At 62.7% G+C, this 23,454-nt stretch carries 17 protein-coding genes; 9 read left to right on the top strand and 8 right to left on the bottom strand.

Features of this window, described 5'->3' with window-relative positions; genetic code table 11:
* Positions 1–50: 50 nt before the first annotated feature.
* The 8 genes from D8B20_RS09980 to D8B20_RS21605 form a co-directional block, all read right to left on the bottom strand.
* On the bottom strand, positions 51–995 hold the full coding sequence (locus D8B20_RS09980) for a hypothetical protein (RefSeq protein WP_145888737.1): 945 nt from the start codon (positions 993–995) through the stop codon (positions 51–53).
* A 14-nt stretch (positions 996–1,009) separates the two neighbouring features.
* Positions 1,010–1,786, bottom strand: coding sequence for a PP2C family protein-serine/threonine phosphatase (locus D8B20_RS09975; protein ID WP_145888736.1), 777 nt, complete (start codon positions 1,784–1,786; stop codon positions 1,010–1,012).
* Positions 1,783–2,895: a type VI secretion system-associated FHA domain protein TagH gene (gene tagH / locus D8B20_RS09970; protein ID WP_145888735.1), complete on the bottom strand. Its 1,113-nt coding sequence runs from the start codon at positions 2,893–2,895 to the stop codon at positions 1,783–1,785. The genes D8B20_RS09975 and tagH overlap by 4 nt, the downstream gene beginning before the upstream one ends.
* Positions 2,896–2,928: 33 nt before the next feature.
* On the bottom strand, positions 2,929–3,627 hold the full coding sequence (gene tagF, locus D8B20_RS09965) for a type VI secretion system-associated protein TagF (RefSeq protein WP_145888734.1): 699 nt from the start codon (positions 3,625–3,627) through the stop codon (positions 2,929–2,931).
* 13 nt (positions 3,628–3,640) lie between these two features.
* Positions 3,641–5,755 (bottom strand): type VI secretion system membrane subunit TssM, encoded by a 2,115-nt coding sequence (gene tssM / locus D8B20_RS09960; protein WP_145888733.1) that lies wholly within the window; start codon positions 5,753–5,755, stop codon positions 3,641–3,643.
* On the bottom strand, positions 5,755–6,966 hold the full coding sequence (gene icmH, locus D8B20_RS09955) for a type IVB secretion system protein IcmH/DotU (RefSeq protein ID WP_145888732.1): 1,212 nt from the start codon (positions 6,964–6,966) through the stop codon (positions 5,755–5,757). The genes tssM and icmH overlap by 1 nt, the downstream gene beginning before the upstream one ends.
* An 85-nt stretch (positions 6,967–7,051) precedes the next feature.
* Positions 7,052–7,543 (bottom strand): SH3 domain-containing protein, encoded by a 492-nt coding sequence (locus D8B20_RS09950; RefSeq protein WP_186454358.1) that lies wholly within the window; start codon positions 7,541–7,543, stop codon positions 7,052–7,054.
* 255 nt (positions 7,544–7,798) lie between these two features.
* Positions 7,799–7,942: a hypothetical protein gene (locus D8B20_RS21605; protein WP_186454357.1), complete on the bottom strand. Its 144-nt coding sequence runs from the start codon at positions 7,940–7,942 to the stop codon at positions 7,799–7,801.
* Between the two features lie 83 nt (positions 7,943–8,025).
* Between D8B20_RS21605 and D8B20_RS09945 the strand changes: the two genes are divergently transcribed.
* The 9 genes from D8B20_RS09945 to flhA all read left to right on the top strand — a co-directional run bounded on the left by D8B20_RS09945 (position 8,026) and on the right by flhA (position 23,450).
* Positions 8,026–9,246 (top strand): nitrate regulatory protein, encoded by a 1,221-nt coding sequence (locus D8B20_RS09945; protein WP_145888730.1) that lies wholly within the window; start codon positions 8,026–8,028, stop codon positions 9,244–9,246.
* Positions 9,247–9,496: 250 nt separating this feature from the next.
* Complete coding sequence (locus tag D8B20_RS09940; protein WP_145888729.1) at positions 9,497–10,765, top strand: CmpA/NrtA family ABC transporter substrate-binding protein; 1,269 nt, start codon at positions 9,497–9,499, stop codon at positions 10,763–10,765.
* On the top strand, positions 10,762–11,637 hold the full coding sequence (gene ntrB / locus D8B20_RS09935; protein WP_145888728.1) for a nitrate ABC transporter permease: 876 nt from the start codon (positions 10,762–10,764) through the stop codon (positions 11,635–11,637). Before D8B20_RS09940 ends, ntrB begins: the two co-directional genes overlap by 4 nt.
* A gap of 74 nt (positions 11,638–11,711) precedes the next feature.
* Positions 11,712–12,500, top strand: coding sequence for an ABC transporter ATP-binding protein (locus D8B20_RS09930; RefSeq protein WP_145888727.1), 789 nt, complete (start codon positions 11,712–11,714; stop codon positions 12,498–12,500).
* Positions 12,501–12,510: 10 nt separating this feature from the next.
* Positions 12,511–16,578 carry a nitrite reductase large subunit NirB gene (gene nirB, locus D8B20_RS09925; protein ID WP_145888726.1) on the top strand — a complete coding sequence of 1,356 codons (4,068 nt, stop codon included), beginning with the start codon at positions 12,511–12,513 and terminating at the stop codon, positions 16,576–16,578.
* Positions 16,575–19,172: a nitrate reductase gene (locus D8B20_RS09920; protein ID WP_145888725.1), complete on the top strand. Its 2,598-nt coding sequence runs from the start codon at positions 16,575–16,577 to the stop codon at positions 19,170–19,172. Before nirB ends, D8B20_RS09920 begins: the two co-directional genes overlap by 4 nt.
* An 11-nt stretch (positions 19,173–19,183) precedes the next feature.
* Positions 19,184–20,011: a uroporphyrinogen-III C-methyltransferase gene (gene cobA, locus D8B20_RS09915; protein ID WP_145888724.1), complete on the top strand. Its 828-nt coding sequence runs from the start codon at positions 19,184–19,186 to the stop codon at positions 20,009–20,011.
* 207 nt (positions 20,012–20,218) lie between these two features.
* Positions 20,219–21,370 (top strand): flagellar biosynthesis protein FlhB, encoded by a 1,152-nt coding sequence (flhB, locus tag D8B20_RS09910; protein ID WP_145888723.1) that lies wholly within the window; start codon positions 20,219–20,221, stop codon positions 21,368–21,370.
* On the top strand, positions 21,363–23,450 hold the full coding sequence (gene flhA / locus D8B20_RS09905) for a flagellar biosynthesis protein FlhA (RefSeq protein ID WP_145888722.1): 2,088 nt from the start codon (positions 21,363–21,365) through the stop codon (positions 23,448–23,450). Before flhB ends, flhA begins: the two co-directional genes overlap by 8 nt.
* The last annotated feature ends 4 nt before the right edge of the window (positions 23,451–23,454 follow it).

Here is a 23,454-nt window from a genome sequence, read left to right as displayed (position 1 = left end):
CGTCCTGTAGCGCCCCGTCACCTCATGTGACGGCGGGCAACGACCGCTAATTAATTAATGTTACGCCAGGCACCGATCGCCGGATCGGCCAGATCCGCATGCAGGGTGTCAATCAGTAACACAGTCACTTTTTGCTGTGGCACAAACTGCGGCGACCAGATGCCGCGTAAGCTATCAACCCGCGCTTTTACTGCCTCGCTATCCTTGCCTTGATTCTTATCCATTTTGACCAGCATGGTGCCGCTGAAGCGCCACACGTGCTGCTGCGCATCAAACGGCAGCACCAGCCAGCTGCCGTCGGTATCCGGACGCGTTACGATCATGCGCTGCTTATTAACCGCGACTACTTCCAGTTTCGGGCCGCTCAGGCGCAAATCCGCCACCGGGTAGCCTTCGACAAAGCTGACGGCCAGCTGGCGCGTTTTGCCTTCGCTCATCAGCGTCATGCTGGCCGGGCCTTCCAGCCAGCCTTCGGTTGAGCAGTGCTGCTGCGCGCTGTCGGGAACAAACAGCGACTGTCCCTGTTCATCCCACCAGGTGCGGAAATGGCAGCCTCCGGGCAGGGCAAAGTGCTGCAGCGGCGTGCTGTCAGCCGGACGCGAGAGATCCAGCGGCGCGGCGGTTTTATCCGTGGCCGCCACATCGTTCTGAATGATAGGGCGCCAGTTTTGCAGCTTCGCCGCGCTGCCGGTCGCCAGCACGCTGCCGTCTTTATTGGTCATCTGCCACGGGATCACATCCAGCAGGCCACACTGGTTCGCCAGTAGCGTGCCGACGCGCGGCAGGAAGCTGGTCAGGATGGTGGTGTCGCTGTTTTTGCCGGAGACAATGCGCAGCGGCAGCGTCTCTTTACACCAGTCGGCAGGGGCGTTGCTCGCCACGTTATCGATATACACTTCCAGCGACAGGCTCGGCGAGTACACCACGCGATAATCTTCCGCCTGCGCATTCAGCGCCAGCAACAGGGCAGCAGCGCCCGGCAACCACACTTTCATAATGATCCTTGCAATCAATAACGTGACGGCAGAAAACGTGCCGCATCAGCCTGGGAATAAAGCAGCGTCGCATCCTGCGGTTCGCCAATCCAGATTGCCAGCGCGCTGAGATTGTCGCTTTTAACGCTGCGGTTGACCGCCTGTTCCATCAACGCCAGCCACTCTTCGCAGGCGTTGACCATGCGCAGCGCCTGCTCCATTTCGTGCGTGGTGAGATTCAGCCAGAAACCGTCGGTACACACCAGAAAGGCGTCGCCGTCGGTCAGGTTGATCACCTCACTAAAGGTGGCCGGGCGCGCCGGTTCCACGCCGAGCGCATTATAAAGTAAATTACTGTTAATGCCGGTATTTTCATAGCCGGCCTCCTGCAGCTGCTGCGCCAGACTGTGGTCGCGCGTGACCTGATGCAGCACCCCGTGCCGGAAGTGGTAAACCCGGCTGTCACCGGCGTGCGCCCACCAGGCGCGTTGCTGTTCGCGGTCAATAAACAGGGCCGCCAGCGTGGTGCTCATGCGGGAAAAATTCGGATTGTTTCCCTGGGCGATCTGCAGCGTTTGCTGGCAATGTTCAATGGCCTCGCGGGTGGATTCCGGCGTGAAACGCGCGCTGCGATGCAGCTGCGTCAGCAGCGTGTCACGAACCAGCTGAGCCGCGTAGTCACCGCCGGGCAGTCCGGCCACGCCGTCGCACACCAGAAAACAGGCTTTATGTTCATCCAGCTCGGCCCCGGTGCGATCCTGGTTTTCATCGCGCATACCCTGCTGGCAGCGGCTGGCAAACATCATCTTCATGCGTCTTCGGTCCGCGTCTGAGAATCTTTGTACTGGTTCACTTCCATGTCATAGGCGTGCAAAAAGGCTTCGCCAAACAGCGTATGAAAATCGTCTTCGATTTCGCCCGCCGTACGCTGATAGTGGCGTGAAAAATAGTCCCACAGGGCGGCTTTACGCCCGCCGCTGAACGGCATTTTCGGCAGCACGCCGTCTTTACGCGCTTCCTCTTCCAGCCGCTGCGGATTAAACGACTGCAGCATCGCGGCGATGATGGCGCGGATGCCGGCAATCATGCCCAGCTGGTGCGCCTGCAAATCCACCAGCGCATCGCGTACCGCAGCTTCCGGTGGCATAAAACCCGGCATCTGGCTCTGATACATCTGCATCAGCACGGTTTTCCCGGAGGGCAGGATTTTGAAGGGATTGTTGGCTTCGTTCAGGATCATTGTCATGTCGGCCTTGACGCCGCGCTTGAGGATGGAGCGTGAAGAGAGCAGCGCCACCGTGCCCTGGGAAAACAGGCTCAGCATCCGTCCGGTGACGCGCATCTGTTCTTCGGTCATCGGTGTCTGATGACCGTTATTCAGCCCCATGCCCTCCAGCAGGGCAGCAACCAGTTTGTCCTGATCGGCCCCCGGCAGTAACCCCGGCACGCTGGCGCTGTCGCCCTGCGGGTCGATAGCCAGCCGCGCATCCGGGCGGCGCTCCTGACGCGGCGTCGGCATCTCCGGCAGGATCTCCGGTTCTGGCACAATCGTCTGCTGCATGCCGAGCGGATCGCTGGCGCTGTCGCTGAAAAACGCCAGCGGATCCTGACGCTGAGGATCGCGCACTTCCAGGCCATACTCGCCGATGTGCAGCGTATCACCGTGGTGCAGCAGCACCTGCGAACCCCGCTGCAGCGCCACGCCGTTATGCACCACCGAGGTCACGCTGCCCTGATTGGTCAGGCGGCACTCGCCGTCGGGCGACAGGTGCACCAGCGCCTGCAGACGCGAGATAGCCCGCGACTCGTCAGGCAGCACTAAATCGTTATCCTGACTGCGACCAATGGTGCCGCCAGGCGGCTGAAACGCAACGGTTTTGGCGGGCACGTCCGTATTGCACTGCACAATGGTAAATTGCATGAGTCATCCCGTTAACAAGGCAATCGCGCTGGCCTATTCAAACATCGGTGGATAGAGGCCATTACGTCCCGGCTGTGCACCAGATGCCGGGTTAAACAATAACGAAAAAAGTTGCGCGGTGAGGGGGCCACTGTGTTTATGCGTGGCGTGAACAAAGCCATCACTGCGGTTACTCCACCAGTAGCTGATATGCTGTTGGGGATCAAAGCGATCCGCCACTTCACGCCAGCTCAGCGTGCAGGGCAGATCGTCAAAACCAATGACATCCATAATGTCGCTGCGCTGCGTGTCCGGCACCAGCAGCGGCGAGAGCTGTTGCATCGCCGCTTCCAGCGCGTCCGGACTGAGACGCTCGCGCACCGCACGCAGCAGCAGCGTGCCCAGCTCCTGAAACCAGTCGCCGGAGATCGCCAGCTGCGCCGGGTGCCAGCTGCTCAGCGGAAAGCTGCGCAGTGCCAGCAGCGGCCACGCCCGGCCAACGCGGTCGCAGGAGGGCAGCAGGCAGCCCATCTGCACCTGCTGGCGCAGCGGCGACAGCGGCAGCACGAAGTTCCACACCGGCGCGCGCAGAAACAGCGGCGTGCTGGCGGCTTCCTGCTGATGCCAGTGGATCAGCCCCTGCTGAAACCAGTGGCTCCAGGGCGTAACCGTGCTCTCGCTCAGACGCTGGCGTAAAAAGTCGCCCGTGGCCGGTAACTTGCCGTACCAGCCTGGCGCGATAATCTTCGCCATCGTTACCTCACCATTACTCACTGTCTTCGGTCAATCGCGGCGTGGCCGTTGCCGGCGCAACCGCCAGCACAGGGCCATCCTGACCGGCATTTTTCAGATTTTCCGCAAGCTTACGCATCATCAGGGCGTTATCACGCGCATAAGGTGACGACTGAATTTGCTGATCCAGCAGCTGGCTGAGATGCCAGTCAAGCTGCTGTAAATCGCGCGCGCTGACATCATCCGAAAGCGTGCGCTGCAGATTCTGCATCAGCCAGCTGCGCAGAAACTCGCCGTCGTAATTGCGCGGCTGATACAGCATCTGGTAAGCGCGCAGCGCGTTGCGACTGTATTCGTTATCGTTACCCGGGTCATTGCGCAGCAGATTGGTGATCTGCTGGGCCACGCGCGGCAACAGCAAAGACTTAAGCGCATTTTGATAAAGCACCCAGGCGGCATCGCTCACCTGATTACCGCGATACAGCCCCACCCGCATGGTAAGCGGCGGATTGTCGAGCGAAAAGCGGTCCGACATCGGCAGTTTCACCAGGCTGTTTAAGAAGGGTAGCAGATCGAAAATATTATCGGCTGGCTGATGAATAACCTGCTGACTCTGTGCCGTAATCGGTCCGATTCGCGCGCGTACCTGGTCCAGATAACGCTCATTCTGCACGTAGCTGGTCAGCCACAGGCCGGTCAGCAGCACCAGCGCGCCGGTCAGCACCCCATAGCCAATCCAGTGGAACAGCCGGTTGCGGTACTCCCAGTGGCGGTTGCTGCCCGCCAGGCCGCTTTCGCGGAACACCAGCTCGCTGAGCAAATCGCGGATAAAGAAGCTCTGGCCTTTGCTGCCAGGGATGGGATTACTGCGGTTAACGCTGTCCCATGCCGCCAGGCTGCCTGCGCCGCTGTGCGGCAGCTGCAGTTTACGGTTCAGTTCACCCATGATTCGGTCAAACGGCAGGCCTTCCTGCGTGCCGCTGGTGAAAAACAGGCCGCGCGCTGACCAGGCCACCTCATCCTGATGGCGGGAAAACACCACATCCAGATATTCGTGCAGCAGCGGGCGCAGCGAACTGAACTCCTGCGGAAACAGAAAGCTGTCGGCGCGCTGGGTGAGATCGCGCTCGCTGGCCATGACGTCGGCCAGCTGCTGCTGCAGACGCTGCTCCAGCCGCTGATACTTGTGGCCAAAGCTCTGGTGCCAGTCATCTTTATGCGGCTTGCCCGGTTCCCACGGGAAGGTGAACCCCCAGATGGCGTCGCGCTGCGGTTTGCTTAGCTGACCATAAAAGCTCATAAAGCCTTTCAGCAAATCGGTTTTGGTCACCATGACATAAACCGGAAAATGAATACCGGTTTGCTGGTGCAGCTCCACCATACGCTGTCGCAGGGCGCTGGCCTGTGCATGCCGCGCTTCGGCGGAGTCAGTGAGCAGATCGGCCACGCTGATGGTCATGATCACGCCGTTAATCGGCTGACGGGTGCGGTAGCGTTTAAGCAGGTGAATAAAATTCTGCCATTCAGCCCCGTCACGCGCGCGCTGGCTCTCCTGCAGCGCATAGCGCCCGGCGGTGTCAATCAGCACCGCGCTATCGGTGAACCACCAGTCGCAGTGGCGCGTGCCGCCAACGCCGCGAATCGCCGTTTTTCCCAGGCTGTCGGTGAGCGGAAATTCCAGACCGGCGTTCAGCAGCGCGGTGGTTTTGCCCGCGCCAGGCGCGCCGATGATCACATACCACGGCAGCTGATAGAGATAATGGCTCTGAAAGCGGGCCAGCCAGCTTTTCTGATGGCGGCGGCCAAACTGCGTGCGCTTCAGGCGCAGCGCCGCTTCACTGAAACGCTGCGCCAGCAGGGTCTCGGTGGCCTGCCGGTCGGAGACCTCTTCATTGCTCATCGCCTGCAGCCGGTTCAGCAGCTTACTGTTGAACCAGCCGCGCCAGATAGCCGGAATGAACTGGAACAGCACCCAGGCAAAGTAGAGCAGGCCGACGACGATCTGGCGCGGCAGCACCGGCTCCAGCGGCCGGGTATCGCCCCAGCTCCACAGCGGACCCAGCATCCACAGCACGCAGTTCAGGGCGGTGACGCCAATCAGGCTCCACAACAAACGATGGGTGAGTAAATGTTGTAGCGATGCGCGCATCACTGGCCTCCCTGATGAGTGCCGAGGGTTTCCGGTGCCGCAAACAGGGTGATCTCCACCCGGCGATTGCGGGCGCGGTTTTCATTGCTGTCGTTGGGCAGCAGCGGGTTACTGTCGCCACGGCCCTCGGCTTTAATACTCTGGCTGCCCGCCAGCTGCGGATTCAGCAGCTGCGTGACCGCACGGGCGCGCGCCAGCGAAAACTCATAGCTGGAGGCGAAGCGGCCATCGACCGGGCTGTTATCGGTATAGACTGACACCAGCACGGTGCCTTTTACGCTTTTCATGGCGCTGGCAACGTGTGCCAGCAGCGCGCGGCCGACCTGATTCACCACCGTGCCGTCGCTGGAAAACAGTTTATCGGCAGGAATGATCACTTTGCTGCCGAATGCGCCGTCGCTGACTTCAAGCTGACCGGCGGCGATGACATCATTCAGCCGCTGGTGCAGATCCAGCAGCGCCTGCGGTGAGGCGGGGCGGCGGCCTGGCATAATCTGCGGCAGCGGCGTCTGGTAAATAGCGCGCAGCAGCGGTTCCGCTGCGTTACCCAGCCGCCAGTTCAGGCCGCTGTAAATCAGGCAGGCAATCAGCGTCGCCAGCGTGGCGCAGGCCCACAGCGGCACCATCGGACGCGTCAGGCTGCTGACCAGCGGATGCACTTCCACCAGCGGTGTGCTGTCGCGCTCCGCCGGACGGTGCTCGGCAATCAGCTGCGCCAGACGTTTGCGGATGCCTTCACACTGTGCACGGCCGCTTTCGCTGCCGCGATAGCGACCTTCATAGCCCAGCAGCAGGCAGTAGTGGATCAGCTCCAGCAGCCAGAAGTGCTGCTGCGGGCTTTGTGAGACCCGCGACAGCAGCTGAAACACCTTCTCACCGCCCCAGCTTTCGTTGTGAAAGGTGACCAGCATCCCGTTGCCGGACCAGACGCCACGCGTGCCCCACGGCGTCTGCGCCGCAGCTTCATCCAGCAGGCTGCACAGGCAGTAGCGCGCGCCGATGATCATCTCAAACGGTAAGCCGGCTTGTTTACAGCGGTGTTCGAACTGACGAATCTCTTCAATCAGCAGCTGACGCAGACCGGCGGGATCGTCGTGCGTCGCGGCCTGCCGGATGCGGACCACGGCATTCAGAATGGGCGCTGCGGCATTCAGCAAAGGGTTATCATTGCCCGCGACAATGCCATCGCGGGCAAGGGATTCCTGAGTCATTAAATCTCGATATTCCTGACAATGGCGCGATGCGTTGCCCGCCTGTGGCAACCGGTATGCAGGCAATATGCGCCATATTGCATGATCAGTCTAAGATCCAGGTCGCGGTATCATTGGTGCGACAGGCTTTGCTGGCACCCCCGACCGCCACGCAGACCTGCTTCGTCCGGCGCGGACGCGGGCGATCGCTGCGCAGCGTCGCATCATAACGGCTGCTTTCCACGCCGGCCTTCGGTGGGATATAGCCAATCAGCGGGCCGTCCGGTTCGTCGGCAATGGCCAGCCAGTTATGTTCCACCCGGCCCAGCACCTGAAACGGCTGCGCGTTATCCAGATAACGCACCACTTTGCCGCCGTAATCCGGCGTCGTCATCACCGACGCCGCATACAGCGCGCGATAGCTCTCATTGACCGGGGTAAATTCACCCGGTGCGGCCACCGCATGACGGTGTACCAGTCTGACACCGTTAACTTCACTGGTTACCAGAGTGTCATCAGTCACGGGCGGCGGCGGCGTCTTGCAGCCGGCCAGCGTTAAAACCGCAAGCAGCGTTAGCACGAGACTCTTATTCACCATGATCCTCGAATATCATCAGATTAACTGCAGAGTATTCTGCGGTACGCGCGCATCCGGCGGGCAGAGTATGCAGTGAAATGGCCAGTTAAAAACAGTCAAATTACAGAAAGATAGTATTGCTCTCAGTCTACCTAAGACTTTTGAGAATTCAAACTATTGCACCAGAGTAAATCCCGTGCTAGTGGGCGAAAAAGCAGCATAGGGCAGCCGGTGCACAGCCACGGCTGGTGCGAAAGTTAAGGTGAATTTATTTATTCAGCGGCAGCACGGCGGCGGCGCTGCGCCGGCACATTTGCCGCTTACCAGGGCCAGACAAAATGCGTAAATAAGATTTATCTTTTTTTTACGGTGGGCAAAGCGTGCGCCGCAATACAGTTTTTGGTTTTTCAGAATTTCCATAGCGCCTTTCAGTCCGGCCTGTTTCCCTCCGGCATGGCTTTTGCTTATTCCCTGCATCCCTTTATATGTTGCAGGAGAGAGCAATGAACCGGGCTCTGGAGTACCTTCATGCCAGCCGCGCCAGCGAGATCGCCAGTCTGCAGCGGCTGCTGCGCACCGGGCAGCAGATCACCGCCGTCAGTGAACTGATCCATGCGCTGCAGCGCGAGCGCGGTGCCAGCAATATCTGGCTCTGTTCAGACGGCCGACTGTTTGGTGACGAACTTGAGGCGCGCGCGGCGGCGGTCGCTGACCGGCAGCGGGCGGTCATCGCCGCGTTACCGCCGGCAGAGGCACAGCCAGGCTACAGCCGTTTCTGCATGCTGATAGCCGCCGCGCTGCAGGCTCTGGAGGCGCTGCCGCTGCTGCGGCAGCAGGTGCGTGACCGGGCGCTGGAGCAGGTACGCGCCATGGACGCCTTCAGCCATATTATCCGCACGCTGCTTAACCTGGTGTTTGAAGCGGCCGACACCGCCAGTGAACCGGATATTTCCCGCGCGTTGATAGCGCTGTTCAGCTTTATGCAGGGTAAAGAGCTGGCGGGGCAGGAGCGCGCCACCGGCTCCGCCGGGTTTGCAGCCGGTACCTTCAGCGCTGCACAGCGCCAGCGCCTGCAGGGGCTGATTGACGCCCAGGAGCAAAGTTTTGCCACCTTCAGTCAGTTTGCCGATGCTGACAGCCTGGCACGCTGGCAGCAGATGGCCGATGCCGGCAGCCAGATTGAACGCCTGCGCCGTATCGCCTGCACCGGTGCGCCTTATGCCGAAGAGGGCGTGCTGCAGTGGTTCACCTTGCTGAGTGAACGGCTGGATAAGATGAAACAGATCGAAGATGGCCTGTGCGCGGCCCTGATGGCGGGCTGCGCGCGCGCGATTGCTGCGGCGCAGCAGGCAGAAGCACGTGCGCCTGCGCCTGACGCGGATGCCAGCTTCTCACTGTATGTTGCCGGTGCCAGCTGGCTGGAGGGGCACGATGCCACGCTGGACAGCAGCGGCATCGCGCCGCAGCTCGGCCGCTCGGTGCTTTCATTGATCCGCGAACAGGCGCAACGCCTGCAGGCGCAGAGCAATGAGCTGGCCACTATGCGTGCCACCCTCAACGAACGAAAAGTCATTGACCAGGCGAAACACTGGCTGATGCAGCAGCACGGGCTCAGTGAGCAGGATGCCTGGCAAAGGCTGCGGAAAAGCGCCATGAATCAGAACAAACGCATGCTGGATATCGCGCAGGCGATTCTCGCGGTGGCGGCCACGCTGCAGGCTTAACCGGTTCAGGGGAGCTGCACAAAGGCTGTGCGCCGTTTGCGTCAGGGCGGTGCAGCGCAGGCAGCTTAGCCCGCTGCCGGCCGCGTCCGCTGCGGCATTATTTCTGGCACAGGCTTTGCAATACCAGACTTACATTACGCATTTGTTTTGCCAGCGGCGGTAAAGCGAGTGCTTTGGATAAAGGCGTCCGGCCCCATGCTCTGCATGCGGGAGGACGCCTTTTTTATGGTTTTTTTTCGGGATGGGCACAATGAGCAAAACGCGGTTTGCAGTAACACGACGGCAGTTTCTGTTGGGCAGCGCAGCGGTCGGCGGCAGCTATCTGGTACCCGGTTTACGCAATGCAGTCTGGGCGGCGGGCTCCGACGCCCCGGAAAAAAGCAGCGTACGCGTGGGTTTCATCCCGCTGACGGACTGCGCCCCGGTGGTGATGGCGGCGGTAAAGGGGTTCGATAAGAAATATGGCCTGACGCTGCAGCCGGCCAAAGAGGCCAGCTGGGCGTCGGTGCGCGATAAGCTCATCGCCGGCGAGCTGGATGCGGCACATGCGCTCTACGGCATGATTTATGGCCTGCAGCTGGGCGTTGCCGGGCCACAGCATGATATGGCCAACCTGATGACGCTGAACAACAACGGGCAGGCCATTACGCTGGCGAACCAGCTGAAAGCGCAAAACGTCACCGACGCCGCCAGCCTGCAAAAGCGTATCGCCAGTCAGGCCAAAGGCAGTTTCACCTTTGCCCATACCTTCCCGACCAGCACCCATGCGATGTGGCTTTACTACTGGCTGGCCAACGCCGGTATCGATCCCTTTGCCGATGTGCGCACCGTGGTCGTACCGCCGCCGCAGATGGTGATGAACATGAAAATGGGCAACATGAGCGGTTTTTGCGTCGGCGAACCGTGGAATCAGCGCGCTATCAGCGACGACATCGGCTTTACCGTTACCACCACGCAGCAAATCTGGCCCGATCACCCGGAAAAGATCCTCGCTACGCGCGCGCAGTGGGTGCAGGAGAATCCGCACACCGCACGGGCGCTGACGGCGGCCGTGCTGGAAGCCGCCCGCTGGATCGATGCCTCCGAAGCTAACCGCAAAGAGACGGCAGCGGTACTGGCCGGACGCGCATGGATTAACACCAAAGTGGAGACGCTGGAAGGGCGCATGCTGGGGCAGTACGAAAATGGCCTGGGCCAGCGCTGGCAGGACGCGCATCCGATGCGTTTCTTCAATGACGGCGCGGTCAGCTTTCCGTGGCTGTCGGACGGCATGTGGTTCCTGACCCAGCTGACGCGCTGGGGCTTGCTGCCGCAGGCACCGGATTACGCGGCGGTTGCCCGCCAGGTTAACCGTATCGATCTCTACAAACAGGCGGCGAGCGCCGTGGGCGGCATCGCGCTGCCTGCCAGCGACATGCGCAGCAGCACGCTGTTCGACGGCAAAGTGTGGGACGGCAGCAATCCGGCCGCCTATGCCGACAGTTTTCCCATCAAACGTAGCGCAGTGAGGTCCGCATGAAAACGCAGGTACGCACGCTCATCCGTGAGTCAGACAGCCCTTCTCCCGCCGCGCAGGTCGTCGCGCTTAATGCCCCGCAGACCGCGCGCCCGCGTCCGCGCCGGCTGCGTCCGCTGCTGCAGCGGCTGATCCCGGCAGCCTGCGGCGTCCTGCTGCTGCTGTTTCTCTGGCAGCTCGCCTCGCTGTCGGCAAAAGGCTTTCCCACCCCGCTGGCGACCTGGCAGGCAGCGGTCACGCTATTTGCCGATCCGTTCTACAACAACGGCCCTAACGATCAGGGCATTGGCTGGAACGTCGTGGCCTCCCTGCAGCGTGTGGCAATCGGCTTCGGCCTGGCGGCACTGGCGGGCATTCCGGCCGGGTTTCTGATTGGCCGCTTTCGCTTTGTGGCGCGCATGTTCAATCCGCTGATCGCGCTGCTGCGACCGGTCAGTCCGCTGGCCTGGCTGCCGATTGGCCTGCTGCTGTTTCAGCGTGCGGAGCCTGCCTCCAGCTGGACCATCTTTATCTGCTCAATCTGGCCAATGGTGATTAACACCGCCGAAGGTGTGCAGCGCATTCCGCAGGATTATCTCAACGTGGCGCGCGTGCTGCAGCTCAGCGAATGGACGGTGATGCGGCGCATCCTGTTTCCGGCGGTGCTGCCAGCGGTGCTGACCGGTATGCGTCTGTCGATGGGCATCGCCTGGCTGGTGATTGTCGCCGCGGAGATGCTCACGGGCGGGCTGGGCATCGGCTTCTGGATCTGGAACGAGTGGAACAACCTCAACGTAGAAAACATCCTGATTGCCATTGGGGTGATTGGCGGAGTGGGGCTGCTGCTGGAGCAGGCGCTGATGCTGCTGGCACGCCGTTTCAGCTGGGAAAAATAGCCTGTCCGTCTGAGTGAATCCTGCCCGAGCGCCCACCGCGCAGGCGGCATCCGTAACAAACCGGGAGTACAAGCATGAATCCAGTAATACGTGTACAGCAGGTCAGCCAGCGCTTTAACACCGCCAGCGGGGAATTCCTCGCGCTGGATAACGTCAGCTTTGACATTTACGCCGGCGAAACCCTGAGCCTGATAGGCCACTCCGGCTGTGGCAAATCCACGCTGTTGAACCTGCTGGCCGGGCTGAACCAGCCGACCAGCGGTGTGCTGCTGTGTGAAAACCGTGAAATTACCGGCCCCGGTCCCGAACGGGCCGTGGTGTTTCAGAATCATTCGCTGCTGCCGTGGCTCTCGGCGTGGGAAAACGTCGGGCTGGCGGTACAGCAGGTCTTCCGTCACCACATGAGCCGCCAGGAAATGGCGGAGTGGATTGAGCACAACCTGCAGCGCGTACAGATGGGCCATGCCATGCACAAGCGGCCGGCAGAGCTGTCCGGCGGCATGAAGCAGCGCGTGGGCATCGCCCGGGCGCTGGCCATGAAGCCGCGCGTTCTGCTGCTGGATGAACCCTTTGGGGCGCTGGATGCGCTGACGCGTGCCCATCTGCAGGACAGCGTGATGCGCATCCAGCAGGAGCTGAACACCACCATTGTGCTGATTACCCATGATGTGGATGAAGCGGTGCTGCTTTCCGATCGCGTGCTGATGATGACCAACGGCCCGGCGGCGCAGGTGGGCGAGATCCTGCCGATCGCGCTGCCGCGGCCGCGCTCACGTGTGGCGCTGGCTGACGATCCGCGTTACCACGCGCTGCGCCAGCAGATCCTGCACTTTCTCTACGAAAAACAGACCGCCGTCGCGTAAGGAGCAGGCAATGGTGCAGCAGCTGGTGGTGATCGGTAATGGCATGGCGGCGATGCGCATGGTGGAGATCCTGCTGCAGCGGGCACCGGGACGCTATGCCATCACGGTGATTGGTCGCGAAGCGCAGGGCAATTACAACCGCGTGATGCTTTCGCCGGTGCTGGCGGGTGAAAAAAACCTGGCGGACACGCTGATTCACCCGCCGGCGTGGTACCCGGCACAGGGCGTGCGGCTGCTGATGGGCGAGACCGCGCGCCAGGTGAATCTGCACGATCGCACTGTTACCACCTGCCAGCGCACGCTGCGATGGGACAGGCTGGTGTTTGCCTGCGGTTCGCAGCCGCACTGGCCGGATCTGCCGGGCATCGATCGTCCTCATGTGCAGGCGTTCCGCAGCTGGCGCGATGTGGAAACCCTGCTGGCGCAACCGGGGCCGGTGGTGGTGCTGGGCGGCGGCCTGATTGGCGTAGAAGCCGCTGCGGCGCTGCGCCAGCGCGGCAGGGCGGTCACGCTGGTGCATCACCGGGCGTGGCTGCTGGACCGTCAGCTGGATGCCCGGGCCGGTGCGCTGCTGGCCGCCAGCCTGCGCGAACGCGGCCTGGACTGCCGAACCGGCGTCACGCTGCAGCGCATTGACGAAGCGATGGTCACGCTCAGCGACGGCAGCTGCCTGCCGGCTACGCAGGTCGTGATCGCCACCGGCGTGCGGCCGGCGATCGCGCTGGCGCAGGCGGCAGGGGTAGCCTGCCAGCGCGGCATTGTGGTCAATCGCCAGCTGCAGACCGCGCTGCCGGATGTCTATGCGCTGGGTGAGTGCTGTGAAATCGAGGGGGAAACCTTTGGTCTGGTGGCGCCCTGTCTGGCTCAGGCGGCGGTGCTGGCGGCGCAGCTGGCGGGCCAGCCGGAAGCGGATTTCCGGTCGCAGCCGCAGGCCACCCGGCTGAAAGTCAGCGGGATTGACCTCTTCAGCGCCGGGGAGATCGGCGATGGCCCGTCCCTCACCAGTTTTGACCCGCAGCATCGTCACTATCGGCGGCTGTTCCTGCGCGATGGCATGCTGCGCGGCGTGCTGCTGTCTGGCGATACCCGCGACGCGGGCACGCTACTGGCGCAACTTCAGCGGGCGGAGCGCGTTAGCATGGCAACGCTGTTCGGCCTGGACACTCCCTTAACGCAGCCGCAGGCTGCAGGAAACCCTGTGATGAGCAAACCTCTTCTCGCCGTGGTCGGTCACGGCATGGTCAGCCACCATTTCCTTGAGCAGCTGGTGAGCCGTGAACTGCATCAGCACTATCACATTGTGGTGTATGGCGATGAGCCACAGATGGCCTACGATCGGGTGCATCTGACCGACTATTTTAACGGCAAAAGCGCGACTGACCTGTCGCTGGTCAGCGAGGATTTCTTTACCCGACACGGCATTGAGCTGCGCAGCGGCTGTGAGGTCGTGGCAATCGACACCACCCGTCGCAGCCTGCGCGATCGGCAGGGCAACGAACTGGCGTGGGACAAGCTGGTGCTGGCCACCGGATCCGTGCCTTTTGTGCCACCGGTGCCAGGTCACGATCGTGCGCGCTGCTTTGTCTACCGCACGCTGGCGGATCTGGACGCCATCGCCGCCTGCGCCCGTCAGGCCACGCGCGGCGTGGTGATTGGCGGCGGCCTGCTGGGGCTGGAAGCCGCAAACGCGCTGAAACAGCTGGGGCTGGAAACGCACGTGGTGGAGTTCGCCCCGCGCCTGATGGCGGTGCAGCTTGATGAGGGCGGCGCGCAGATGCTGCGCGGCAAAATCAGCGCACTGGGGGTGCAGGTGCATACCAGCAAACAAACCGAGGCGATCCTGGCCGCGGACGGCGGCGGGGTACAGCTGCGTTTTGCCGATGGCAGCGTACTGGAGAGTGACCTGGTGGTGTTTTCCGCCGGTATTCGCCCGCGCGATGCGCTGGCGCGTGCCGCCGGACTGACGCTGGGTGAGCGCGGCGGCATTGCGATTGACGACGGCTGCACCACCAGCGATCCGGCGGTGTATGCCATTGGGGAGTGTGCCGTATGGCAGGGGCAGATCTTCGGTCTGGTGGCACCGGGCTACCAGATGGCCCGCGTGCTGGCGGCCCGGCTGGCCGGGGAGACGCTGGCGTTCAGCGGGGCAGACATGAGCACCCGTCTCAAGCTGCTGGGGGTGGAGGTGGCCGCATTCGGCGATGCGCATGGCCGCACGCCCGACAGCCAGAGTTATCAGTGGATCGACCATCCCAAAGGCATCTATAAAAAACTGGTGGTGAGCGCCGACGGCAAAACGCTACTGGGCGGCGTGCTGGTGGGTGACAGCAGCGATTACAGCACCCTGCTGCAGATGATGCTGAACCGTCTGCCACTGCCCGCCGAGCCGGCCAGCCTGATCCTGCCGGCGCTGGCGGGGGCGCCGGCACGCGGGACGGGCGTGGCGGCCTTGCCGGCCAGCGCACAACTCTGTTCCTGCCATAATGTCAGCAAAGGGGATATCTGTGACGCGGTGCAGCGCGGCTGCAGCGACATGGTGGCGATCAAAAGCTGCACCAAAGCGGCAACCGGCTGCGGTGGCTGCAGTGCGCTGGTGAAACAGGTGATGGAAAGCGCGCTGGCGCAGCAGGGCGTGGAGGTGAAAAAGGATATCTGTGAGCACTTCGCCTGGTCGCGCCAGGAGCTGTACCACCTGATCCGCGTCGGTGGCATTACCGATTTTGCCACGCTGCTGGCACAGCACGGCCGCGGACACGGCTGTGAAATCTGCAAGCCGCTGGCGGCTTCGCTGCTGGCTTCCTGCTGGAACGACTATCTGCTGGCGCCACAGCACCTGCCGCTGCAGGATACCAACGACCGCTACTTTGCCAATATCCAGAAGGATGGCACTTACTCCGTGGTGCCGCGCGTTCCCGGCGGTGAGATCACGCCTCAGGGGCTGATTGCCATCGGTGAAGTGGCGGCACGTTACGACCTCTATACCAAAATTACCGGCGGTCAGCGTATCGATCTGTTCGGCGCCCGGCTCGATCAATTGCCGGCGATCTGGGAGGCGCTGATTGCCGCCGGCTTTGAAACCGGCCACGCCTATGGTAAATCGCTGCGCACGGTGAAGTCCTGCGTGGGCTCCAGCTGGTGTCGCTATGGCGTGCAGGACTCCACGGCGTTTGCCATCGCGCTGGAGCACCGCTACAAAGGGCTGCGCGCGCCGCACAAAATCAAAATGGCGGTCTCCGGCTGCACCCGAGAGTGTGCGGAAGCGCAGAGCAAAGACATCGGTGTCATCGCCACCGACAAAGGCTGGAACCTCTACGTCTGCGGTAACGGCGGCATGAAGCCGCGCCATGCGGATCTGTTTGCCAGCGATCTGGACGATGCCACGCTGCTGCGCTATGTCGATCGCATTCTGATGTTTTACGTGCGCACCGCCGATCGCCTGCAGCGCACCAGCGTCTGGCTGGACAACCTGGAGGGTGGGCTGGCGTATCTGCGGCAGGTGGTGATTGACGATGTGCTGGGCATCGCCGCGCAGCTGGAGCAGGAGATGCAAAGCATTGTGGCAAGCTACCAGTGCGAATGGCACAGCACGCTGCAGGATCCGTCACGCCGCGCGCTGTTTACCGCCACCGTGAACAGCGATCGGCCCGATGAAAGCCTGCATTACGTACGCGTCCGCGATCAGCGCCAGCCGGCAGCGCACGAAAATGCACGGCCGTCCGCCCAGCCGGCAGAGCCGTGGCGCGTCATTTGTCCGCTGACGGCGATTCCGCCGGAAGCCGGTATCGGCGCGCGGCTGGGCGGCCAGCGCGTGGCGCTGTTCCGTTTTGGCGACAGGCTGTATGCCCTGGACGATATTGAGCCGGGAACGCAGGCCAGCGTGCTGTCACGCGGCATACTGGGCGATGTCGGCGGTGAACCGGTCGTGATCTCGCCGCTGTATAAGCAGCGTATCCGCCTGCGCGACGGCCAGAGCCTGGATAATGCTGCGCATCAGCTGCGCTGCTGGCCGGTCCGGCTGGAGGGCGATCAGGTGTGGCTCGGGCAGCCGTCCGACGCGGCGCTGGCGGCGGCATCATGAAGACCACCTGTCCCTACTGTGGCGTCGGCTGCGGCGTAGACGTCAGCAACGGCGTGGTCAGCGGCGATGCGCAGCATCCGGCCAATGCGGGCCGGCTGTGTGTGAAAGGCGCCGCGCTGGGCGAGACGCTGGATCACACCGGCCGGCTGCTCTGGCCGTCGGTGCAGGGCCAGCGTGTCAGCATGGCGGCCGCGCTGGATCACGTCGCCGATGGCCTGCAGCGCATCATTGCGCAATATGGCCCGCAGGCGGTGGCCTTTTACGGCTCCGGCCAGCTGCTGACCGAGGATTACTATGTGGCCAACAAGCTGATGAAGGGCTTTATCGGTGCGGCTAACATCGACACCAATTCCCGGCTGTGTATGGCCTCTGCGGTTGTGGGCTACAAACGGGCATTGGGTGCGGACGCGGTGCCCTGCTGTTATGAGGATCTGGAGCAGGCAGAGCTGGTGGTGCTGGTCGGCTCCAATGCAGCATGGGCACATCCGGTAGCGTGGCAGCGGCTGATGCAGGCAAAGCGTGAGCGCCCGCAGCTGCAGCTGGTGGTCATCGATCCACGCCGCACCGCCAGCGCGGAGATGGCCGATGTGCATCTGCCGCTGCGGCCGGGTTCGGACAGCGCGCTGTTTGCCGGTCTGCTGAACTGGCTGGCGCAGCACGGCGGCATTGATGACAGCATGCTGCCGCATCTGGCGCAGGTGGAGAGCACGCTGGCCGCCTGTGCCGGCTGGGATGTCAGGGCGGTTGCCGCAGCCTGTGCGCTGAGCGAAGCCGCGATCCTCGCCTTCTGGCAGCAGTTCGCCGCAACGCCGCGCGTGCTGACGCTCTGGTGCATGGGCATCAATCAGTCCCATACCGGCAGCGATAACAACAACGCCATTATTAATGCGCACCTGCTGAGCGGCAAAATCGGCCGTGCCGGCTGTGGGCCCTTTTCGCTGACCGGACAGCCAAATGCCATGGGCGGCCGCGAAGTGGGCGGGCTGGCGAATCAGCTGGCCGCGCATATGGGTTTCAGCGCTGCGGAGAGAGACCGGCTGAGCCGCTTCTGGCGCAGCGATCGCGTGGCGCGCCAGCCGGGGCTGATGGCGCTGGATCTGTTCAGGGCAATCGCACGCGGCGAGGTAAAAGCGGTGTGGATCATGGGGACCAATCCGGCAGTTTCCCTGCCGGAGGGCCACCGCGTGGCGCAGGCGCTGGCGCAGTGTGAGCTGGTGATTGTCTCCGAGGTGAGTGCCCACAGCGACACCGCTGCGTTCGCCGATGTGTTGCTGCCTGCCGAGGCGTGGGGCGAGAAGAACGGCACCGTGACCAACTCCGAGCGGCGTATCTCGCGTCAGCGCAGCATCGTGCCCGCCGCCGGTGAGGCAAAACCTGACTGGTGGCTGCTGGCGCAGGTGGCGCAGCGTATGGGGTATGCGGAGGCATTTGCCTGGACCCATCCGCAGCAGATCTTTACCGAGCACGCGGCGCTCTCCGGCTTTGAAAATCAGGGCACGCGTGCGTTTGATATCAGCGCGCTGGCCAGCCTGACGCGTGAGCAGTATGACCAGCTGAGCCCGGTGCAGTGGCCGGTGACGCCCGCCGCACCGCGCGGCACCGCGCGGCTATTCAGCGATCGACGCTTTTTTCATGCGGATGGCAAAGCGCGGCTGCTGCCGCCGGCGATGCCGGTCGTGACGCACACCGATGCACGCTATCCGCTGCTGATGAACACCGGGCGTATCCGCGACCAGTGGCACACCATGACGCGCACCGGCGCGGTGCCCCGGCTGATGCAGCACTATGACGAACCTTTTGTCGCGCTGCATCCGCAGGACGCGGCGGCGCACGGCCTGCAGGCGGGCGATCTGACGCGCGTGCAGTCGGCGCAGGGCTGGTGGAGCGGCAGGGTGATGCTGGATGCGGGCGTTGCAGCGGGTCAGCTGTTTGTGCCGATGCACTGGACGCGGCAGTTCAGCGCGCAGGCAACGGTGGATGCGCTGATCGCCGCGCAGGGCTGTCCGCACGCCGGGCAGCCGGCGCTGAAACAGACCGCCGTGCGCCTGCAGCCGCTACGGCCGGCGTGGCAGGGATGGCTGTTTATCCCGGCGATCATGACGCCCGCATCGCTGCTGTACTGGGCACGCGCGCCGCAAAACGGGGTGCAGCGCTATGTGCTGGCCGGCGAGGGGGACGCGCTGACGTGGCTGCAGCAGCAGCCGGGTATGGCGGATCTGCAGTGGCAGCTGGCACAGGCAGAGCAGCAGGTGCACCTGCTGGGCTGGCAGGGTGCGACACTGCGCTGCGCGTTCTATGCGGCCCCGACGCTCCCTTGCATCGACCACGCCTTTGTCAGCCACGCCTTCACGCACGCGCCGGCGTCGGCCCGGCAGCGTCATGCGCTGCTTGGCGGCCGCCCGACACAGAGCGAGCACGCCGGACGCACCATTTGCAGCTGCTTTGGCGTGGGTGAGATCGCCATCCGCCAGGCGATTGCCCGCGGCTGTGATTCCGCGGCGGCGCTGGGCGAGGCGCTGCAGTGCGGCACCAATTGTGGTTCCTGTATCCCGGAACTGAAACAACTGCTGGTCACGTCAAACGTGACGTTGTAACGGAGAGAGGCATGACGCTTGCAATTGATTCGCTCAACCGGCTGCTTCAGCCGCGGACAGCTCAGGAGCCGGCCGGCTGCGTCTGGCTGACCGGTGCCGGGCCAGGAGATGTCGAGCTGCTGACGCTGAAGGCACTTCGCGTGATTAAAGCCGCAGAGGTGGTGGTGTATGACCGGCTGGTCAGCGCAGAGATCATGGCGCAGGTGCCGGCGACCACGCTGGCCATTGATGTGGGTAAGCAGCCGGGCCGTCACGGCCTGAAGCAGGCGCAGATCAATCAGCTGCTGGTGGATCTGGCGCGCAGCGGGCGACAGGTGGTGCGGCTGAAGGGGGGCGATCCGTTTATTTTCGGCCGCGGCGGTGAGGAGATGGCGTTTCTGCAGCAGGCAGGGATAGCCTGCCACATCATCCCGGGTATCACCGCCGCCGCAGGCTGCGCTGCCGCCAGCGGCATTCCGCTGACGCATCGCGACTGTGCACAGTCGCTGCGCCTGATTACCGGCCATGGCAAAACCGGTGAACCGCAGCTGGGTGACGCCTTACCGGGCACGGCGCAGCAAACGCTGGTGTTTTACATGGGGCTGAAGTGGTGCGCCAGTATCAGCACGCAGCTGCAGGCGCAGGGCCATTCCGCTGACACGCCGGTGGCGATCATTGAGAACGGCACGCGTGCCAGCCAGCGGGTGATGATCACGACGCTGGCGCAGCTGGCGGCAACGGTGGCGCGTGAACAGGCGCAGTCGCCCTCGCTGCTGCTGGTGGGTGACGTGGTGCGGTTTTACCGGCCGCAGGCGGTGATGGCTAGCGCCTCCACAACGGCCGGCATGGCGGCGCCGTAAGCGACAACCTGCGCCGGCCATCATACCCCGGGCAGCGGACAAGGGATGGCCGCTGACCCCGCAGCGCCGGCGCGCTGCAGACCCGCCGCCACGGGCGCAATTTCACTTATGGCTCAATAAACCGGTTTTTTCCCCGCTTAATCCGCGCTTCAGACGCCGGCGGTTTTGGCATTCTATGCTCAGAATTCCTGCCAGCTGAGGTATGTCGTGGCTGAAGAGAGCAACGAGGACAAAACAGAATCGCCCACCCCCCACCGACTTGAGAAAGCGCGTGAGGAAGGGCAGATTCCGCGTTCGCGCGAGCTGACGTCTGTGCTGATGTTGCTTGCCGGACTGCTGATCATCTGGCTGGGCGGCAGCAGCATGGCAACACAGCTTGCCAGTATGGTCGCCACCGGCTTCCGGTTTGATCACGGCATGGTCAATGACGACAAAATCATTGTTGCGCACATCGGCAATCTCATTATGCAGGCGGTGATGGCGCTGCTGCCGCTGATGGCCGGCCTGGTGGTGGTGGCGATTGCGGCGCCGATGCTGCTCGGCGGCATCAACATCAGCGGGAAATCGATCAAATTTGATTTCAAAAAGCTCAACCCGCTGCCGGGTATTCAGCGCATGTTCTCCGGCCAGACCTGGGCCGAGCTGATGAAAGCCATCCTGAAAGCGGTGCTGGTGGCGCTGGTGGCAGGCTGGTATCTGTGGAGCCACTGGCAGGAGATGCTGCGCCTGATGAGCGAATCGCCGATCACGGCGTTGCGGCATGGTCTGAACATGACCGCCATCAGCTGTGCGCTGGTGATGCTGGGACTGTTCCCGATGGTGGGTTTTGACGTTTTCTGGCAGCTCTACAGCTACTACAAAAAGCTGCGCATGACGCGTCAGGAAATCCGTGACGAACACAAACAGAGCGAAGGTGACCCGCATGTCAAAGGGCGTATCCGCCAGGCGATGCGCGCGGCAGCGCGGCGGCGCATGATGGCCGACGTGCCAAAAGCCGATGTGATTGTGACCAACCCGACGCACTATTCGGTCGCGCTGCAGTACCAGGAAAACAAAATGAGTGCGCCGAAGGTGATTGCCAAAGGCGCGGGCGACATTGCACTGCGCATTCGTGAAATCGCCAAAGAACACCGGGTTCCGATTCTGGAAGCCCCGCCGCTGGCGCGTGCGCTTTACCGCCATACGGAAATTGGCCAGTTTATTCCCGGCGCGCTCTATGCCGCCGTGGCGGAAGTGCTGGCCTGGGTGTGGCAGCTGCGGCGCTGGAAGCGCGAAGGCGGCCTGATCCCAACCAAACCTAAACATCTGCCGGTTCCGGCAGAAATGGACTTTGCAGGAGAGAACAGAAACGATGGCTAATCTGGCCGAAAAGCTGCGTTTACCGGGCAATTTTAAAGACACGCAATGGCAGGTGCTGGCCGGGCCAATCCTGATCATGATGATCCTGTCGATGATGGTACTGCCGCTGCCGGCGTTCATCCTCGATTTGCTGTTCACCTTCAACATTGCGCTGTCGATCATGGTGCTGCTGGTGGCGATGTTCACCCAGCGTACGCTGGAGTTCGCCGCGTTCCCGACCATTCTGCTGTTCTCGACGCTGCTGCGTCTGGCGCTGAACGTTGCGTCCACGCGTATCATTCTGCTGGACGGGCATACGGGGGCGGATGCCGCAGGACGCGTGGTGGAGGCCTTTGGTCACTTCCTGGTCGGCGGTAACTTTGCCATCGGTATCGTGGTGTTCATCATCCTGGTGATCATCAACTTTATGGTTATCACCAAAGGTGCCGGCCGTATCGCCGAGGTGGGCGCGCGCTTCGTGCTTGATGGTATGCCAGGCAAGCAGATGGCGATTGACGCCGATCTGAACGCCGGTCTGATTGGTGAAGATGAAGCCAAACGTCGCCGTTCCGAAGTGACGCAGGAAGCTGATTTCTACGGTTCGATGGACGGTGCCAGTAAATTCGTGCGCGGTGACGCCATCGCCGGCATCATGATCATGGCGATCAACGTGATCGGCGGTCTGCTGGTCGGCGTGGTGCAGCACGGTATGGACCTTGGCCACGCCGGGGAAACCTATACGCTGCTGACCATTGGTGACGGCCTGGTTGCGCAGATCCCGGCGCTGGTTATCTCTACCGCGGCCGGTGTTATCGTGACGCGCGTCAGCACCGATCAGGACGTGGGCGAACAGATGGTCGGCCAGCTGTTTAACAACCCGCGCGTGCTGATGCTGAGCGCCGGCGTTATCGGCCTGCTGGGCCTGGTGCCGGGCATGCCAAACTTCGTCTTTCTGCTGTTCACCGCCGCGCTGCTGGGCCTGGCCTGGTGGCTGCGCGGCCGCGAAATGCAGCCGAAGAAAGTGGCAGAGCCTTCCGGTCTGGTGAAAACCCAGGAAACGCCGTCCACGGTGGAAGCCTCCTGGACTGACGTGCAGCTGGAGGATTCGCTGGGGATGGAAGTGGGCTATCGCCTGATCCCGATGGTGGATCAGCTGCAAAATGGCGAACTGCTGGGCCGTATCCGCAGTATCCGTAAAAAAGTGGCGCAGGAGGTGGGCTTCCTGCCCCCGGTTGTGCACATCCGTGACAACATGGAGCTGCCGCCGGCCCGCTACCGCATTCTGATGAAAGGGGTAGAGATTGGCAGCGGCGATGCCTATCCGGGCCGCTGGATGGCCATCAACCCGGGTACGGCCGCCGGTTCGCTGCCGGGTGAACCGACGATTGACCCGGCGTTTGGTCTCGCGGCAATCTGGATTGACAGCGCGCTGAAAGAGCAGGCGCAAATTCAGGGCTATACCGTGGTGGAAGCCAGTACCGTTGTTGCGACCCACCTGAACCACCTGATTGGGCAGTACGCCAGCGAGCTGTTCGGCCGCCAGGAAGCGCAGCAGCTGCTGGATCGCGTGAGCCAGGAGATGCCGAAACTCACTGAAGATCTGGTGCCGGGCGTGATCACGCTGACCACGCTGCATAAAGTGCTGCAGAACCTGCTGACCGAGCGCGTCTCGATTCGCGATATGCGCACCATTATTGAAACGCTGGCCGAGCACGCGCCGGTACAGAACGACCCGCAGGAACTGACCAGCGTGGTACGTGTGGCGCTGGGCCGTGCGATTACGCAGCAGTGGTTCCCGGGTAACGGCGAAGTGCAGGTAATTGGTCTGGATGCCACGCTGGAACGCCTGCTGCTGCAGGCGCTGCAGGGCGGGGGCGGACTGGAGCCGGGGCTGGCGGACCGCCTGCTGGTTCAGGCGCAGGCCGCGCTGCAACAGCAGGAGATGACGGGGGCACCGCCGGTGCTGCTGGTGAACCATCCGCTGCGTGCGCTGCTGGCGCGCTTCCTGCGCCGCAATCTGCCGCAGCTGGTGGTGCTCTCTAACCTGGAACTGACCGACAACCGTCAGATCCGGATGACTGCTACCATCGGGGGTAAATAATGCG

It is taken from the genome of Candidatus Pantoea soli (assembly GCF_007833795.1).
In the GTDB taxonomy this organism is placed as follows: Bacteria; Pseudomonadota; Gammaproteobacteria; order Enterobacterales; family Enterobacteriaceae; genus Pantoea; species Pantoea soli.
The sequence above is the reverse complement of the archived record's forward strand: the minus strand, read 5'-3'. Positions and strand labels throughout refer to the sequence as shown.